Source organism: Actinoallomurus acanthiterrae (genome assembly GCF_054775715.1).
In genome coordinates this window covers 8,346,235-8,361,607 of sequence record NZ_BAAHCO010000001.1, presented here as the reverse complement: position 1 = coordinate 8,361,607, position 15,373 = coordinate 8,346,235, and the positions used below count along the sequence as shown (strand labels likewise).

General features: G+C 71.1%; 18 protein-coding genes. 15 read left to right on the top strand and 3 right to left on the bottom strand.

Annotated features, from left to right (window positions below; translation table 11 throughout):
* From ACYVF7_RS39420 to ACYVF7_RS39350, 15 genes are all read left to right on the top strand, one after another.
* Positions 1-897 carry a carbohydrate ABC transporter permease gene (locus ACYVF7_RS39420; RefSeq protein ID WP_460350832.1) on the top strand — a complete coding sequence of 299 codons (897 nt, stop codon included), beginning with the start codon at positions 1-3 and terminating at the stop codon, positions 895-897.
* A 52-nt stretch (positions 898-949) separates the two neighbouring features.
* Positions 950-1,279, top strand: coding sequence for an L-rhamnose mutarotase (locus ACYVF7_RS39415; RefSeq protein ID WP_460350830.1), 330 nt, complete (start codon positions 950-952; stop codon positions 1,277-1,279).
* Between the two features lie 25 nt (positions 1,280-1,304).
* On the top strand, positions 1,305-2,507 hold the full coding sequence (locus ACYVF7_RS39410) for an NAD(P)/FAD-dependent oxidoreductase (RefSeq protein ID WP_460350828.1): 1,203 nt from the start codon (positions 1,305-1,307) through the stop codon (positions 2,505-2,507).
* A gap of 131 nt (positions 2,508-2,638) precedes the next feature.
* Positions 2,639-2,890, top strand: a complete 252-nt coding sequence (locus tag ACYVF7_RS39405) for a (2Fe-2S)-binding protein (RefSeq protein ID WP_460350826.1) — start codon at positions 2,639-2,641, stop codon at positions 2,888-2,890.
* On the top strand, positions 2,883-4,376 hold the full coding sequence (locus ACYVF7_RS39400; protein WP_460350823.1) for an FAD/NAD(P)-dependent oxidoreductase: 1,494 nt from the start codon (positions 2,883-2,885) through the stop codon (positions 4,374-4,376). Before ACYVF7_RS39405 ends, ACYVF7_RS39400 begins: the two co-directional genes overlap by 8 nt.
* A gap of 131 nt (positions 4,377-4,507) precedes the next feature.
* On the top strand, positions 4,508-5,404 hold the full coding sequence (locus ACYVF7_RS39395; protein ID WP_460350822.1) for a dihydrodipicolinate synthase family protein: 897 nt from the start codon (positions 4,508-4,510) through the stop codon (positions 5,402-5,404).
* The gene (locus tag ACYVF7_RS39390) at positions 5,397-6,401 is read left to right on the top strand and encodes a 4-hydroxyproline epimerase (RefSeq protein WP_460350820.1); all 1,005 of its coding nucleotides are present in this window, start codon (positions 5,397-5,399) and stop codon (positions 6,399-6,401) included. Before ACYVF7_RS39395 ends, ACYVF7_RS39390 begins: the two co-directional genes overlap by 8 nt.
* A gap of 90 nt (positions 6,402-6,491) precedes the next feature.
* Positions 6,492-7,640: a branched-chain amino acid ABC transporter substrate-binding protein gene (locus ACYVF7_RS39385; protein WP_460350818.1), complete on the top strand. Its 1,149-nt coding sequence runs from the start codon at positions 6,492-6,494 to the stop codon at positions 7,638-7,640.
* 10 nt (positions 7,641-7,650) lie between these two features.
* Positions 7,651-8,544: a branched-chain amino acid ABC transporter permease gene (locus ACYVF7_RS39380; protein WP_460350815.1), complete on the top strand. Its 894-nt coding sequence runs from the start codon at positions 7,651-7,653 to the stop codon at positions 8,542-8,544.
* Between the two features lie 20 nt (positions 8,545-8,564).
* On the top strand, positions 8,565-9,581 hold the full coding sequence (locus ACYVF7_RS39375; protein WP_460350813.1) for a branched-chain amino acid ABC transporter permease: 1,017 nt from the start codon (positions 8,565-8,567) through the stop codon (positions 9,579-9,581).
* On the top strand, positions 9,581-10,015 hold the full coding sequence (locus ACYVF7_RS39370; protein ID WP_460350811.1) for an ATP-binding cassette domain-containing protein: 435 nt from the start codon (positions 9,581-9,583) through the stop codon (positions 10,013-10,015). Before ACYVF7_RS39375 ends, ACYVF7_RS39370 begins: the two co-directional genes overlap by 1 nt.
* Positions 9,909-10,427: an ABC transporter ATP-binding protein gene (locus tag ACYVF7_RS39365; RefSeq protein WP_460350809.1), complete on the top strand. Its 519-nt coding sequence runs from the start codon at positions 9,909-9,911 to the stop codon at positions 10,425-10,427. Before ACYVF7_RS39370 ends, ACYVF7_RS39365 begins: the two co-directional genes overlap by 107 nt.
* Complete coding sequence (locus ACYVF7_RS39360) at positions 10,411-11,121, top strand: ABC transporter ATP-binding protein (protein ID WP_460350807.1); 711 nt, start codon at positions 10,411-10,413, stop codon at positions 11,119-11,121. The genes ACYVF7_RS39365 and ACYVF7_RS39360 overlap by 17 nt, the downstream gene beginning before the upstream one ends.
* 186 nt (positions 11,122-11,307) lie before the next feature.
* Positions 11,308-11,979: a GntR family transcriptional regulator gene (locus tag ACYVF7_RS39355; RefSeq protein WP_460350805.1), complete on the top strand. Its 672-nt coding sequence runs from the start codon at positions 11,308-11,310 to the stop codon at positions 11,977-11,979.
* 84 nt (positions 11,980-12,063) lie between these two features.
* Entirely contained in the window at positions 12,064-12,651 is a 588-nt protein-coding gene (locus ACYVF7_RS39350; protein WP_460350803.1) for a DUF6939 family protein, read from the top strand.
* A gap of 114 nt (positions 12,652-12,765) precedes the next feature.
* Here the strand turns inward: ACYVF7_RS39350 and ACYVF7_RS39345 are convergent, their stop codons facing one another.
* From ACYVF7_RS39345 to ACYVF7_RS39335, 3 genes are all read right to left on the bottom strand, one after another.
* Complete coding sequence (locus ACYVF7_RS39345) at positions 12,766-13,575, bottom strand: SAM-dependent methyltransferase (protein WP_460350801.1); 810 nt, start codon at positions 13,573-13,575, stop codon at positions 12,766-12,768.
* Positions 13,576-13,783: 208 nt separating this feature from the next.
* Entirely contained in the window at positions 13,784-14,356 is a 573-nt protein-coding gene (locus tag ACYVF7_RS39340) for a phospholipid scramblase-related protein (protein ID WP_460350799.1), read from the bottom strand.
* A 105-nt stretch (positions 14,357-14,461) separates the two neighbouring features.
* Positions 14,462-15,319 carry a DUF72 domain-containing protein gene (locus ACYVF7_RS39335; protein WP_460350797.1) on the bottom strand — a complete coding sequence of 286 codons (858 nt, stop codon included), beginning with the start codon at positions 15,317-15,319 and terminating at the stop codon, positions 14,462-14,464.
* Between the last annotated feature and the right edge of the window lie 54 nt (positions 15,320-15,373).

The following is a 15,373-nucleotide window of genomic DNA, read 5'->3' as shown; positions in this document are numbered from 1 at the left end:
ATGACGCGGACGCGGCCCGCCGATCCGGCCGCGCCGGCGGCCACCAGGCGGCGGCGGTCGGCCCGGCGGCACGGGCCACTCTGGTACCTGGGATACCTGCTCCTGCTGGCCTGGACCGCGATCACCGTGGTCCCGTTCGTCTCGATGCTGCTGCTCTCGCTGCACCCGACGAACGACATCTACGCCCATCCGCTCGGGCTGGGCGGCCGATGGCAGCTGTCGAACTACGCCGCCGCCTGGCGCGGCGTGGTCGGTGGGGCGCCGCTGTCGACCTACATCGTCAACAGCCTGCTCGTGGCACTCTGCAGCCTCGCGATCGGGGTGACCTGCGGCAGCCTCGCCGGCTACGGGCTGGCCCGCGCCACCAGAGGCCTGTCGAACGTCGTGAGCCGGATCATGGTGCTCGCACTGAGCGTCCCCCTGGTCGTCGCGCTGATCCCGACGTTCGAACTGCTGGGGCGCTACCGGTTGCTCAACAGCGTGCTGGGGGTCTCGCTGGTCTACGCGGCCTTCATGACGCCCACGATCGCGCTGATCATGCGGTCGGTGTTCGCCGCGGTCCCGCGGGAGCTGCTCGAGGCCGCCAAGATCGACGGGTACGGCGAGCTCGCCGCGCTGCTGCGCGTCGTCCTGCCGATCAGCAAGGGCGGCTTCATCTCGGTGTCGCTGCTCGGGCTCATCTTCGTGTGGAGCGAGGTGCAGTTCGCGGTCGTGCTGCTGACCCGCCCGCAGAACCGCACGCTCTCGGTCGGGCTGCTCTCCTTCCAGGGGCAGTTCGTCAGCGACCAGGGAGCCTTCTTCGCCGGTCTCGTCATCGCCACGTTCCCCATCGTCGTCCTCTTCCTCTTCTTCCAGCGCTACGTCACGAGCGGCATCACTCTGGGCGCCCTCAAGTGAGACTGGACCACACGGGGGGACGACCGTCCCCGTACGAGAGCGAGGAGCGCCGATGAGGCGAGTGGCCACCGTCATCCGGCTCCGGCCGGAGAAGGAAGAGGAGTACCGGGCGCTGCACGCGGCCGTGTGGCCGGACGTGCTGGCCGCACTGCACCGTGCCCGTATCGGCAACTACTCGATCTTCCTCCGCGATGGACTGCTGTTCAGTTACTACGAGTACGGCGGCGACGACCTGGCCGCGGACCTCGCGCGGCTCGCCGAGGACGAGACGACGCGGCGGTGGTGGCTGCTGACCGATCCGTGCCAGCAGCCGGTCGAGTCGGCGGCCGAAGGAGAGTGGTGGGCGCCGATGGAGGAGGTCTTCCACGACGACGGACCGTAGGGGAGAGATGTCCCGGCCTTCTCCCATGGGTCGTGTCCGCCGACTCTTGTGCGTTCACGAGCAATGTGACATTTTACTGCCTGTGAGCAGCACTGACGTGGTGATCGTAGGTGGCGGTGTCGTCGGCGCCGCCTGCGCGTACTACGCCGCGCGGGCCGGGCTGAGCGTGACCGTCGTCGAGCGCGGCGCGGTGGCCGGCGGCACCACCGGCGCGGGCGAGGGCAACCTCCTCGTCTCCGACAAGGAGCCCGGCCCGGAGCTCGACCTCGCGCTGCTCTCCTCGGCGCTGTGGACGGAGCTGGCCGCCCGGGACGGGCTCGGCGCGACCTTCGAGTACGAGGCCAAGGGCGGACTCGTGGTCGCGGAGACCGAGGAGGGCGTCGCCGGCCTGGCGGAGCTTGCGGCGCACCAGCGGGCCGCGGGCGTCGACGCGGACCCCGTGCCCGCCGCCGACCTTCCCGGCTACGAGCCGCATCTGGCCCCGGACCTGGCCGGAGGCATGTTCTATCCGCAGGACGCGCAGGTCCAGCCGATGCTGGCCGCCGCGCACCTGCTGCGCGCGTCGAAGGCCGAGGTCCGTACGGGCGTCACCGTGACCGGGATGCTGCGCGCCGGCGACCGGGTCACCGGGGTGCGCACGGACCACGGGGATCTCGCCGCCGGGGCGGTCGTGAACGCGGCCGGGACGTGGGGCGGGGAGGTGGCCGCCCTCGCCGGGGCGCACGTGCCGATCCTGCCGCGCCGGGGGTTCATCCTCGTCACCGAGCCGCTGCCGCCGCTGATCCGGCACAAGGTGTACGGGGCGGAGTACGTCGCGAACGTCGCCAGCGACGACGAGGGGCTCGAGTCGTCCGCGGTCGTCGAGGGCACCCCGTCCGGCACGATCCTGATCGGCGCCAGCCGCGAACGCGTGGGGTTCGACCGGACGCTGTCGCTGCCGGCCCTGCGGCGGCTCGCCGGCCAGGCGATCCGGCTGTTCCCGGTGCTCGGCGACGTCGCGGCCATCCGCGCCTACTGCGGGTTCCGGCCGTACTGCCCCGACCACCTGCCGGTCATCGGACCGGACCCGCGCGCCGAGGGCCTCGTGCACGCCTGCGGCCACGAGGGCGCCGGAATCGGCCTGGCCGCGGCGACCGGTCACCTGATCGCCCAGTCCCTGACCGGCGCGCGGCCCGACCTCGACCTTGGACCGTTCCGCCCCGACCGTTTTCCGGAGAACCATGAGTGAGCGGAGCGAGCGAATCGAAAGCACAGCGTGCCTGGTCACTCCTCCGACGCCGGGAGGTCGGCCGGGCCGGGAGGTCGGTCGGGGCCGGTTGGTCGGGAAGAACAGATTGGTTGGGCTTGGAAGGGGGGCGCATGAGTGAGATCGTCTTCGAGGGGCGGCCCGTGCCGTTCGAACCGGGCCAGAGCATCGGCGCGGCCCTGACCGCCGCCGGGATCCGGTCCTGGCGGACGACCCGGTTCGACGAGCGGCCGCGCGGGCTGTTCTGCGGCATCGGCGTGTGCTTCGACTGCCTGGTCACCGTCAACGGCCGTCGGTCCCTGCGGGCCTGCATGGTCGAGGCGCGGTCCGGGGACGTCGTCGAGGGCGGTGGTCCCGATGCGTGACGTCGTGGTGATCGGGGCCGGTCCGGCGGGCCTGGCCGCGGCGGTGACGGCGGCGACGGCCGGGCTGGACGTCGCGCTCGTCGACGCCGGGCGGCGTCCCGGCGGGCAGTACTACCGGCACCACGCGGCCGAGACGGGCGGCCTCCACCACGGCTGGGACGCGTTCGTCCGGTTGCGCGACGCGCTCGACCGGCTGACCTACCTGCCGGCCCACCGGGTCTGGCACGTCGAGGACGGCTTCACCGTGCACGCGCTCGCGGGGGACCGCGACGAGCGGCCGGTACGGATCGACGCGCGATCGGTGATCGTCGCCACCGGAGCGTACGACCGCTCGCTGCCGTTCCCCGGCTGGGACCTGCCGGGCGTCCTCACCGCGGGCGGCGCGCAGGCCCTGCTCAAGGGCGATCGCGTCACGGCGGGCGAGCGGATCGTCGTGGCGGGCACCGGGCCGTTCCTGTTCCCCGTCGCGACCGGCCTGGCCGGGGCGGGCGCCACGGTCGCAGGCGTCTTCGAGAGCAACCGGCCGTACGGCTTCGCCCGTAACCTCGCCCGGAATCCGGGCAAGGCCTGGGAGGGCGCGGGGTACGCCGCCGCGCTGGCGCGGCACCGGATCCCGTATCGCACCGGACACGCCGTGGTCGCGGCGCACGGGGACGGCCGGGTCGAGGCGGTCACCGTCGCCCGGCTCGACCGGGACTGGGCTCCGGTGGACGAGCGGGTCGTCGCCTGCGACACGGTCGCGGTCGGCTACGGCTTCACCCCGCAGCTGGAGATCCCGCTGCAACTCGGCTGCGCCACCCGCATGGACGCCGACGGCAGCCCGGTGGTCGCGGTCGACGTCGCCCAGCGTACGAGCGTGTCCGGCGTGTACGCGGCGGGGGAGACCACCGGGGTCGGCGGCGCGCAGCTGTCGCTCGTCGAGGGAGAACTGGCCGGGCTCGGGGTCGCCGAGGCGGCCGGTGGGGTCGCGCCGGACCCGGCCCACGTGAGCCGGCTGCTGGCCAAACGGCGGCGGCTGCGGGCGTTCGCCGAGGCCATGCACGAGGCGTATCCGGTCCGCCCGGGATGGATGGGCCGCCTGGACGACGACACGCTCGTCTGCCGCTGCGAGGAGGTGACCTGCGGGCGGCTCGCCGAGGCGGCCGGGCTGGGGGCCACCGATCCGCGGTCGGCCAAGCTGCTCAGCCGGGCGGGCATGGGCTGGTGCCAGGGCCGGGTCTGCGGCTACGCGACCTCCTGGCTCACCGCCACGGCCTGCGGCCGGCCGCCGGGCGCGGACGATCTGCTCGCCGCGGCGCGACGACCGATCGCCCAGCCCGTACGCCTCCGCGATCTCGCCGACGACCAGTCCGTGCGTCTCGGCGATGCCGTGGAGGATCCGCCGGTACGCCTCCGCGATCTCGCCGACGACCAGTCCGTACGCCTCCGCGACGCTGCGGAGGATCCGCCTGCGCGTCCCGACGACCTCGGCGACGAGCAGCCCTGACCGTTCCGCGTCGTCCCGGCGCGGGAACCATCCGATTAACCCGGCATAACGGACGTATCACGAGTCCGGGGACACCTTGACGGCCACGCTCAGCAGAACGTGAAATGTCACATCGCATCAGGGAGAACCGCATGACTGCCCCCCGTAAGCCCTGGCACGGCATCCTGGTCGCTACCGCGCTGCCGCTGCGAGAGGACCTGTCGGTCGACTTCGACCGGTACGCCGAGCACGTCCGCGCGCTCGTCGACGCCGGTTGCGACGGCGTGTGCCCCAACGGCTCGCTCGGCGAGTACCAGAATCTCACCGACGACGAGCGGGAGCGGGTCGTACGGACCGCCGTGGAGGCCATCGGCGGGGACCGGGTCGTCCCGGGCGTCGCGGCCTACGGCTCGGCGGAGTCGCGGCGCTGGGCCGAGCAGGCCGCCGAGGCCGGCGCGGGCGCGGTCCTGCTGCTCCCGCCGAACGCCTACCGCGCCGACGACCGGATCGTCGAGGCGCACTACGCCGACGTGGCCAAGGCCGGCCTGCCGATCGTCGCGTACAACAACCCGTACGACACCAAGGTGGACCTGACCCCGGAGATGCTGGCCGGCCTGCACAAGGCCGGGCACATCGTCGCGGTCAAGGAGTTCAGCGGCGACGTGCGCCGCGCCTACCGGATCGCCGAGCTCGCGCCCGAGCTCGACCTGCTGATCGGCGCGGACGACGTGCTGCTGGAGCTGGCCATCGCGGGCGCCAAGGGCTGGATCGCCGGGTACCCGAACGCCCTGCCGAAGGCGAGCGTCGAGCTCTACCGGGCGGCGGTCGCCGGCGACCTGGAGCGGGCGCTGCCGCTGTACCGCGCGCTGCACCCGCTGCTGCGCTGGGACTCCCGGACCGAGTTCGTGCAGGCCATCAAGCTGTCCATGGACGTCATGGGCGGGTACGGCGGACCGTGCCGCCCGCCCCGCCTGCCGCTGACCGAGGAGCAGGCCGCGACCGTGCGGGCCGCCACGGAGGCCGCCGCGCACCTGGAGACCAATGCGTAGCAAGCACGTGTTCCACGCCGTGGACTCACACACCGAGGGGATGCCGACCCGCGTCATCACGGGCGGGGTCGGCGTCATCCCGGGTGCGACGATGTTCGAGCGGCGCGCGCACTTCATGGAGCACCTCGACCACGTCCGCACGCTGCTGATGTACGAGCCGCGCGGGCACGCGTCGATGAGCGGCGCGATCCTGCAGCCGCCGACGCGGCCGGACGCCGACTACGGCGTGCTGTTCATCGAGGTCTCCGGCTGCCTGCCGATGTGCGGGCACGGCACGATCGGCGTCGCCACCGTGCTCGTGGAGACCGGGATGGTGCCGGTCACCGAGCCGGTCACCACGATCCGGCTCGACACGCCCGCCGGGCTCGTCGTCGCCGAGGTCGCGGTGCGCGACGGCGCGGCGAGGAGCGTGACGATCCAGAACGTCCCGTCGTTCGCCGACGCCCTGGACCAGACCGTCGAGGTGCCGGGGATCGGGCCCGTCACGTACGACATGGCCTACGGCGGCAACTTCTACGCGATCCTACCGATCGAGCGCGTGGGGCTGCCGTTCGAGCGGGCCCGCAAGAACGACATCCTCACCGCCGGACTGGCGATGATGGACGCGATCAACGAGCAGCACCGCCCGGTGCACCCGGAGAACCCCGACATCACCGGCTGCCACCACGTGCAGTTCGTCGCGCCGGGCTCGGACGCGAAGCACTCCCGGCACGCGATGGCGATCCACCCCGGCTGGTTCGACCGCTCGCCGTGCGGCACGGGCACCTCGGCCCGGCTCGCCCAGCTGCACGCGCGCGGCGAGCTGGCGCCCGGCCAGGACTTCGTCAACGAGTCGTTCATCGGCAGCCGGTTCATCGGCCGGATCGCCGAGGAGACGACTCTCGCCGGTTCGCGGGCCGCGATCGTGCCGACGATCACCGGCCGGGCCTGGGTGACCGGCACCGCGCAGTACTTCCTCGACCCCGACGACCCCTTCCCCGAGGGGTTCCTCCTGTGAGCCCCCGCTCCTGACACCGACCGTCCCCGACGCGGCGCGGCCATCCGGCCGCGCCGCCATCTCCCCCTACCTGTCACCTCGGAGATCGTTATGAGAAGAACCGCTCTCGGCGTCGCGCTGGCGGCGACCGCTCTGACCGCCTCGGCCTGCGGCCAGGGTGTGCTCGGCGGCGACAGTAAGAAGGACAAGGGCCCCATCCTGCTCGGGATGGACATCCCCCTGTCCGGCAGCAGCGCCGACATCGGCCCGTACATGAAGAACGGCGCCCAGCTGGCGATCGACGAGATCAACGCGAAGGGCGGCGTGATCGGACGCAAGCTGCAGCTGCGCGCCGAGGACGACGCGTGCGACCCGAAGACCGCGGTCGCCGCCGCGAACAAGCTGGTCGCCGCGAACGTCGCGGTCTCGGTCGGCGGCTACTGTTCGGGCGCGACCCTGCCGACGCTGCCGGTCTTCGACCGCCGCAAGATCCCCATGATCATCCCGGCGGCGAACTCCACCGAGCTGGTCGACCAGAAGCTCAAGCACGTGTTCTTCGTCAACGGCACCGGCGACCAGCAGGCCGCCGCCGCGATGGCGTGGCTGACCAAGAGCGGCGCCAAGAAGGTCGCGGTGCTCGACGACAACACCTCGTACTCCAAGGACATCGCGGTGCGGACCGCCGCCGAGCTCGACAAGCCCGGCGGCCCGGACAAGGCGACGCTGGACGCGGTCACCCCTGGCGAGTCCGACTACTCCGCGAACATCACCAACGTGCTGCACTCGAACCCGGACTTCATCTACTGGACCGGCTACTACCAGGAGGGCGGCCTGATCCTCCGCCAGCTGCGGCAGGCCGGGTACAAGGGCAAGTTCATGGTCGGCGACGGCTCGGTGGACGCCAAGCTCATCAAGATCGCCGGTGGGCCGCGCGAGGGCGCGTACGCGACGATGACCCAGACCCCGGACACCATCCAGGGCGCGGAGAGCTGGATCACCACCTACAAGCAGAAGTTCGGCGCGGAGCCCGGACCGTACTCCACCCAGTCCTACGACGCGGTGCGCGTCGCGGCCGAGGCCATCAAGAAGGCCGGCAGCACCGACGGCGACAAGCTGGTCACGGCGCTGGAGGGCATCGACGGGCTGCAGCTGTTCTCCGGCCCGCTGAAGTTCACCCCGCGGCACACGCTGTCCAGCGGCGGCTTCGTGATCCTCGTCGTCAAGAACGGCAAGTTCGTTCTCCAGGACGCGCTGAAGTAGGCCTGCGTCAATGTCACAGCTGATCTGGAACGGCCTGTTCGTCGGCTCGTTCTACGCGCTGGTCGCGCTGGGCTACAGCATGGTGTACGGCGTCATCAAGCTGCTCAACTTCGCCCACGGCGACCTGTACATGCTCGGCGCGTTCAGCGGGTTCGCGATGCTCGGGGCGATGGGCGGGCTGGTGAAGTCCTCCTCGCTCGTCGCCCTGTTCGTCGTGCTGATCCTCACGATGGTGGCGACCGGCCTGTCCGGTGTCGTCATCGAGCGGATCGCCTACCGCCCGCTGCGCGGCTCGCCCCGCCTGTCGCTGCTGATCACCGCGGTCGGCGCGTCGTTCGCGCTGGAGTACGGCACCCGCATCGTCGCCGGCCCGAACCCGAAGGTCTACCCGGTCCGGCTCGACGGCACCTCGCTGAACGTCCTGGGCGCGCGCATCACCTGGCAGCAGATCGCCCTGATGGCGGTCTCCGTCGTCCTCATGGTCGCGCTGAACGTCCTGATCACCCGGACCCGCCAGGGCCGCGCCATGCGGGCCATCGCCCTCGACCCGAAGGCGTGCCTGCTCATGGGCATCGACGTCGACAAGGTCATCTCGCGGACGTTCTTCATCGGCTCGGCGCTCGCCGGGGCGGCGGGCGTCATGGCCGGCGGCTACTACGGCAAGATCGACTTCCTGATGGGCTTCATCATCGGGCTCAAGGCGTTCACCGCGGCCGTCATCGGCGGCATCGGCAACATCCCGGGCACGATGCTCGGCGGCCTCCTGCTCGGCCTGCTGGAGTCGTTCGGCACCCACTTCGTCGGCGGGCAGTGGCGCGACGTCTTCGCGTTCGGCTTCCTGATCCTGTTCCTGACCGTGCGGCCCACCGGCCTGCTCGGCGAACGCGTCACGGAACGCGTATGAGCGCGGGCGACGGAGCGGGCGTGAGCTCGGATAGCGGAGCGGGTGTGAGCGCGGGCGGCGGCGCCACTGTGCAGGATCCGCCGGTCAAGCCGGTCAAGGGCCGGGGTCCGACGTTCGTCACGCGGTTCCTGGAGAGCCGCCACCTCGGCTGGGCAGGCCTGGCGATCGGGCTGCTCGCGCCGTTCATCATCGCCACGCCGTACGCGATGGACGTGATGACCAGCGCGGTCGTGTTCGTCATGCTCGCGGTCGGGCTGAACATCGTGGTCGGTTACTGCGGCCTGCTCGACCTCGGGTACGCCGCGTTCTTCGCGGTCGGCGCCTACACCAGCGGCGTGCTGTCCACCGAGCTGAAGCTGCCGCTGCTGGCGACCGTCCCGGCGGTGATCGTCGTGACGGTGCTCGCGGGCGTCATCATCGGCGGGCCGACGCTGCGGCTGCGCAGCGACTACCTGGCGATCGTGACGCTCGGGTTCGGGGAGATCATCCGGATCACCGCCAACAACCTGAGCATCACCGGCGGACCGTCCGGCATCTACGGCATCCCCGGCCTGTTCGGCGACGCGTCGTCCGACCCGGTGGTCTTCTACTACGCCGTGCTGGTCATCGTCGCCGTGGCGGTGCTGCTCGCGGCCCGGCTCGGCCGGTCTCGCATCGGCCGGGCCTGGCGGTTCGTCCGCGAGGACGAGGACGCCGCCGAGGCGATGGGCATCAACACCTACAAGGTGAAGCTCGCCGCCTACATCGCGGGTGCGGTCTGGGGCGGCCTGGCCGGGGTGCTGTTCGCCGCGCAGCTGTCGGCGATCTCCCCGGCGAGCTTCACGTTCCTGCAGTCGGCGCTCGTACTGATGGCGGTCGTGCTCGGCGGCATGGGCTCGACGCCCGGCGTGGTGCTCGGCGCGATCGTGATCAGCCTCCTGCCGGAGGTGCTGCGCGGCCTGGCCGACTACCGGTTCTTCGCCTTCGGCGTCCTGCTGATCATCGTCATGATCGCCCGGCCGCAGGGTCTGTGGCCCCATCGATCGAGGGAGCGGTGATGCTGGAAGTCGAGGACCTGCGGCTGTCGTTCGGCGGCGTGCTGGCCGTGGATGGGCTGTCGTTCGGCGTCGGCGCGGGCGAGATCGTCTCGGTGATCGGCCCGAACGGCGCGGGCAAGACGTCGGCGTTCAACTGCGTCACCGGGTTCTACAAGCCCACGGCGGGCCGGATCCGGATCGACGGCGCGGACGTGACCGGGCGGCGGCCCTCGCTGATCGCCTCGCGGGGCGTCTCGCGGACGTTCCAGAATCTGCGCGTGTTCGGCGAGATGTCCGTGCTGGACAACGTACGGGCCGGGCACGCACCTGTGGCTGCGGCAGCGGGTCGTGGACGCGCTGCTGCACACCCCCCGGTACCGCCGCAGCGAGCGCGAGGGCACCGACGAGGCGAACAAGTGGCTCGACTTCGTCGGCTGGGGGGCGGCGGGGCGTAGCCACGGGGGTGAAGCACTGCGGGGCGACCGCACCGGCCTGGTCCGGAACCTGCCGTACGGCGAGCAGCGCCGGGTCGAGATCGCCCGCGCGCTGGCCCGGCGCCCGAAGCTCCTGCTGCTCGACGAGCCCGCGGCCGGCCTGAACCACGGCGAGAAGGCCGAACTGCTCGACCTGATCCGGCGGATCCGCGACCTCGGCATCGCGATCGCGCTGATCGAGCACGACATGGGCCTGGTCATGGAGGTCTCCGACCGGGTCGTCGTGCTCAACTTCGGCAGGGAGATCGCCGACGGGCCGCCCGCGGAGGTCCGGGGCGATCCGGCGGTGATCGAGGCGTACCTCGGGCGGGACGCCGACGAGGCCGAGGTCGAAGCGGCGAGAGAGGAGGTCGGCGGTGCTCGAGGTGAGTGACCTGGAGGTGAGCTACGGCGGGGTCCAGGCCCTGCGCGGGATGTCGCTCACCGTGGGCGAGGGCGAGATCGTCGCGCTGCTCGGCAACAACGGCGCGGGCAAGACGACGACGCTGTCGGCCGTGTCCGGTCTCGTCCGGCCCGGTGCCGGGCGGATCGCGTACGAGGGCGCGGACATCACCCGCGAGTCCCCGCCCAAGATCGTCGGCCGGGGTCTGGTGCACGTCCCGGAGGGCCGCCGGATCTTCAGCACCCTGACCGTGCACGAGAACCTGCTGCTCGGCGGCTACCTCGTGCGCGACGCCAAGGAGCTGGCCCGCCGCGTCGACCGGGCGTACGCCCTGCTGCCCAAGCTGGCCGAACGCCGCGACCAGCACGGCGGCACCCTGTCCGGCGGCGAGCAGCAGATGCTGGCCATCGGCCGCGCGCTGGTCGCCGGGCCCCGGCTGCTCATGCTCGACGAGCCGTCGATGGGGCTGGCACCGTTGATCGTCGCGGCGGTGATGGACGTCATCCGCGACATCAACGAGGCCGGCACGTCGGTGCTGCTCGTCGAGCAGAACGCCAAGGCCGCGCTGAAGATCGCCCATCGCGGCTACGTGATCGAGAACGGCCGCTGCGTCCTCGACGGCCCGGCGGCCGACCTGGCCGCCGACTCCCGCGTGGTCGAGGCCTACCTCGGCGGCGTCACGTGAGTCCCTCCCCACGCGCCGCGGGGTCGCGGCCGGCTCGCCCGAGCCCGGCCGCGACCCCGCGGCGGTGAGCGGGTGCCGTGCGTAGAGGCGTACGTAGCGGTGCGGACGCCGGAGGCCGTGCATCCGCACTGCTACGGACCTGGGAGGATCGTCTCGTCGCCGGGGCCGTCATAGGAAGGACGCGGCATGAGTGAGCTGAACCTGCCGCAGCTAGGGGCGAGGCAGAACGTCCGCGAGCAGATCGCGCAGGCGTTGCGTGCCTCGCTCGTGGCCGGGGAGATGCGGCCGGGCGTCGTGTACTCCGCGCCGGCGCTGGCCGAGCGGTTCGGAGTCTCACCCACCCCGGTCCGCGAGGCCATGCTCGACCTGGTCAAGGAGGGCCTGGTCACCGTGGTCCGGAACAAGGGCTTCCGGGTCACCGAGCTGTCCGACCGCGACCTCGACGACATCACCGAGATCCGCGCGCTGGTCGAGGTGCCGACCGTGGGCCGGGTCGCCGCGTCCCCCGCCGGAGTCGAGAAGCTGCGGCCGCTCGCCGAGGCCATCGTCGAGGCCGCCGAACGCCGCGACATCCTCGCCTACATCGAGGCCGACCAGACCTTCCACCTGGAGCTGCTCGCCCTGGCCGGCAACGCGCAGCTCGTCGAGGTCGTGCGGGAGTTGCGCCACCGCTCCCGGCTGTACGGCGTGCCGAATCTGGCCGAGCGCGGCGAGCTGCTGCCCTCGGCACGCGAACACCTCGACCTGCTCGACGTGGTCGCCCACGGCGACGTCGAGGGCGCCGAGACGCTGATGCGCCACCACCTGCGCCACGTCCGCGGCATCTGGGCCGGCCCCGCCAAGGCCACGGGCAGCTGACCACTTCCAAGCGTCGTTACGCTACGTCGGCCCGGCCAGGTCACGGAAAATGTCACCCCCATCGGCCAAGCTGACCCCGTCCATTTGCTGCGAAATTGGGGTCTCGTCCTGTCCATTCACGTTGCCGGCCGCCGTCGTTCGGCGGCCTCGCTCGCCAAGGCCTTCCCTGGTGCCCAGGTCATCGACGTGACCTCCAAGGCGGATGAGCCATGGGTGAGGCTGAGCCCGTTCTACCCACACGGTGGTATCCCCGTCCCGCGGACCCCGGGCGTCAACAGCCAGTCCGTCGAAGGAATCTGGCAGGCTCTCAAGGTCTTTGAGACCGCCGACGTCGACGCCGCCAAGCTCAACATCACCACCATGACCGGACTAAAACGCACCGTACGCAAGCACGGATCCGTACGTGGCCACCGCGACGGCCTGCGGGGAGACCGGCTGCTGAGCTACCAGACCGCGCGTCGCCGCATCTATCTCCCCAGCTACCGCTGGGTGCTGGAGAACAAGACCAGCGATCTCGTGGAACGGCTCCGGCAGCTCGCCGACGGACACGATGTCCTCCTCCTCGACTACACCACCAACGGCGACATCAACGATCCCGCAACCCCGCTCTCCCACGCCGCGCTGATCTGCCTCTACATCCAAGGTCGGTGGCCAGAGGAAGACGATCAATAACCGCGCTCTTCGTCGAAGCGCTGACGCTGCGCCCGCGCGTACGGGCCTGGCTCCTCGGTGTCTTCGCGGCCGGCTGCGTGCTGGAGGTCGCCGGCATCACGGTGCGGGCGGGTGTCACGCGCGCTTGCGGGCGAGTCCGCAGAAGAGATTCACTTCCTCGGGCTCGCCCCACGGCTCCGCCTCGGGCCGCCATCGCGAGCAGGACACGACACCCGGCTCCAGCAGGTCCATCCCGTCGAAGAACCCCGCGATCTGCTCGGGCGTGCGCTGGGTCAGCTTGGGCGTGCCGAACCGGTTCCAGTACTCCACGGCGGCGTCCATCGCCGGGCCGTACGTGGTGTGGGAGATGGCCAGGTGGCTGCCCGCCGGTACGGAGTCCATGAGCCGCCGTACGATCGCGTACGCCTCGTCGAGATCGGCGATGAAGTTGACGATGCCCAGCAGCATGATCGCGATCGGCCGGTCGAAGTCCAGCGTCTTGGCGGCGGCGGTCACGATCGCGTCCGGGTCGTGCAGGTCGGCGTCGATGTAGTCGGTGCTGCCCTCGGGGCTGCTCGTGAGTAGGGCCTGGGCGTGGACGAGCACGAGAGGGTCGTTGTCGGCGTACACGATCCGGGCCTCCGGCGCGACCCGCTGGGCGACCTCGTGGGTGTTGTCGACGGTGGGCAGGCCGGTGCCGATGTCGAGGAACTGGCGGGTCCCCGCCTCTTCCGCGAGGTACCGCACGGCGCGGCCGAGGAACGCCCGGTCGGCCAGCGCGTACGTGATGATGCCGGGGTGGAGCAGTTCGATCTCGTCGCCGACCTGGCGGTCCACCGGGTAGTTGTCCTTGCCGCCGAGCCAGTAGTTCCAGATCCGGGCGGAATGCGGCCGGGATGTGTCGATCTTCGCAGCCGGCCGCGACGGGGGAGTGCCGTCGGTCATGGAGAATCTCCTGGCGCAGTGGTCGCGGACATCGATCAACACCGTAGGCCCGTACCGCCGCAAACGCGGCCATTTGCGGTAAGTTGCCACATCTGTTGAATTGCGGCCCAAGATCACTGATCCGCCATTATATGGGTTGCGGGCCCTCCGTTACCTGCAAATCGGAATCATTTCATGGGCGAGGCCGCCGAAAGCGCGGAACGGGACCCTATTCGTACAGTGCCAGGTCGAGCACGATCGCCGTCAGGACGATCAGTGTGCGGGCCGGCTCGGGTGCGGGGCCGGTGAACGTCACCTTGTAGTTGTCGGCCGGCGTGAGCCATTCCTTGGGCCCCGCCCAGGTCTTGCTCAGATGGGCGACGCGCGCGCCCGAGGGCCCGGTGACGTTGAAATGCTTGAGCGACAACTCCCCGACGACCTCCGCCAGGACCTGCTCCTGGTCGTCGGTGAGGCTGTAATGGCGGGTGGTCCGGGTCGCGAGGATCCGGCCGACCAGGCCGCCGTCCGGCTGATGCACCTCGCTGAGCCGCCCGTCCGGATGCCGGGTCAGGAGCAGGAGCGGCTCTTCGTCGGCCGCCGTGACCATGAGGATCCGGGCGCCCGCCGGCGGCGCGGTGGGCAGTGCCGCCTTGAGTATTTGCAGACGCGTGCGCCTGTCCGTCTCGGCGGCGGACGCCAGGTGCTGGCGCCTGTCGTCGTAGATCTCGTATTTCGCCTGGGTAGGCAGAATTTTCCCAGGCTGCCGCACCCGTACGACCGGGGAATCGAAGAGCACGTCCATACTCACTGAGTATGCCTCGTCAATTCGGCCGATCGGGGTTGCCGGGACGCGTCATCTTCCGATCTCAGCGGGGCCTCAGCCATTCGAAAGTGCGGTGGCCGCCGGTCAGAATAGGGTCGGCGGCTCGGACGGCGCCCGCATCGGCTCGGGCAGCGGCTCGACCTCGGGCAACCGCGCCCGTACGTCCTCGTGGAAGCGGCGGGCGAGCGAGAGCGCGTCGGCGTTGTCGGGCGTGTGGATGAACACGGTCGGCGTACGGCCTTCGCGCAGCCACTGGGCGACCTGGCCGACCCATCCCCGCCAGCCCTCGACCGTACGGTCGGTGGAGTCCCGGCCGAGGTACCGGACGATGGGACGGTCGGTGAGGGCGACCGTGCGTCGCGGCACGCGCGGTTTCTTCGTCCACGCGTCCCGTTCCATGTCACTCGTCGGCGGGGTCTGGAAGAGGGGCGTCGTGTCGAAGGGGATCCACTCCGCGCCGACGCCGGCGAGCGCCTTCTCGAGGAGCCGCGCGGCGCTCTCGTTCTCGAAGAACGCACGGTGGCGGACCTCGACGGCGTACCGGTGCGAAGAAGGGAGCCGGCGCAGGAAGCCCGCCAGCACTCCGACGTCCGCCGGTGCGAACGCCGGCGGCAGTTGGATCCACAGGGCGTGGGCGCGCGGCCCGAGCGGTTCGATCGCGTCCAGGAACGACCGCAGCTCCGAGCCGACGTCGCCGAGGCGGCGTTCGTGCGTGATCGACCTGGGCAGCTTCAGGACGAAGCGGAAATCCGGGTCGGTCTGGTCCGCCCAGGTCTCGACCGTGCCTCTCGCCGGAATGGCGTAGAACGTGGTGTTCCCCTCGACCGCGTTGCACCAGGACGCGTACGCCTTCAGCCGCTCCTGGGGAGGCAGCCGCTGGGGCAGGAACCGCCCCTGCCATGGCGCATGCGTCCACATCGCGCATCCCACATGAAGCCGCACGGACGCGACGCTACCCAAATTCCCACGCTCTGGCGCGCGACGGTGGCTTGACCC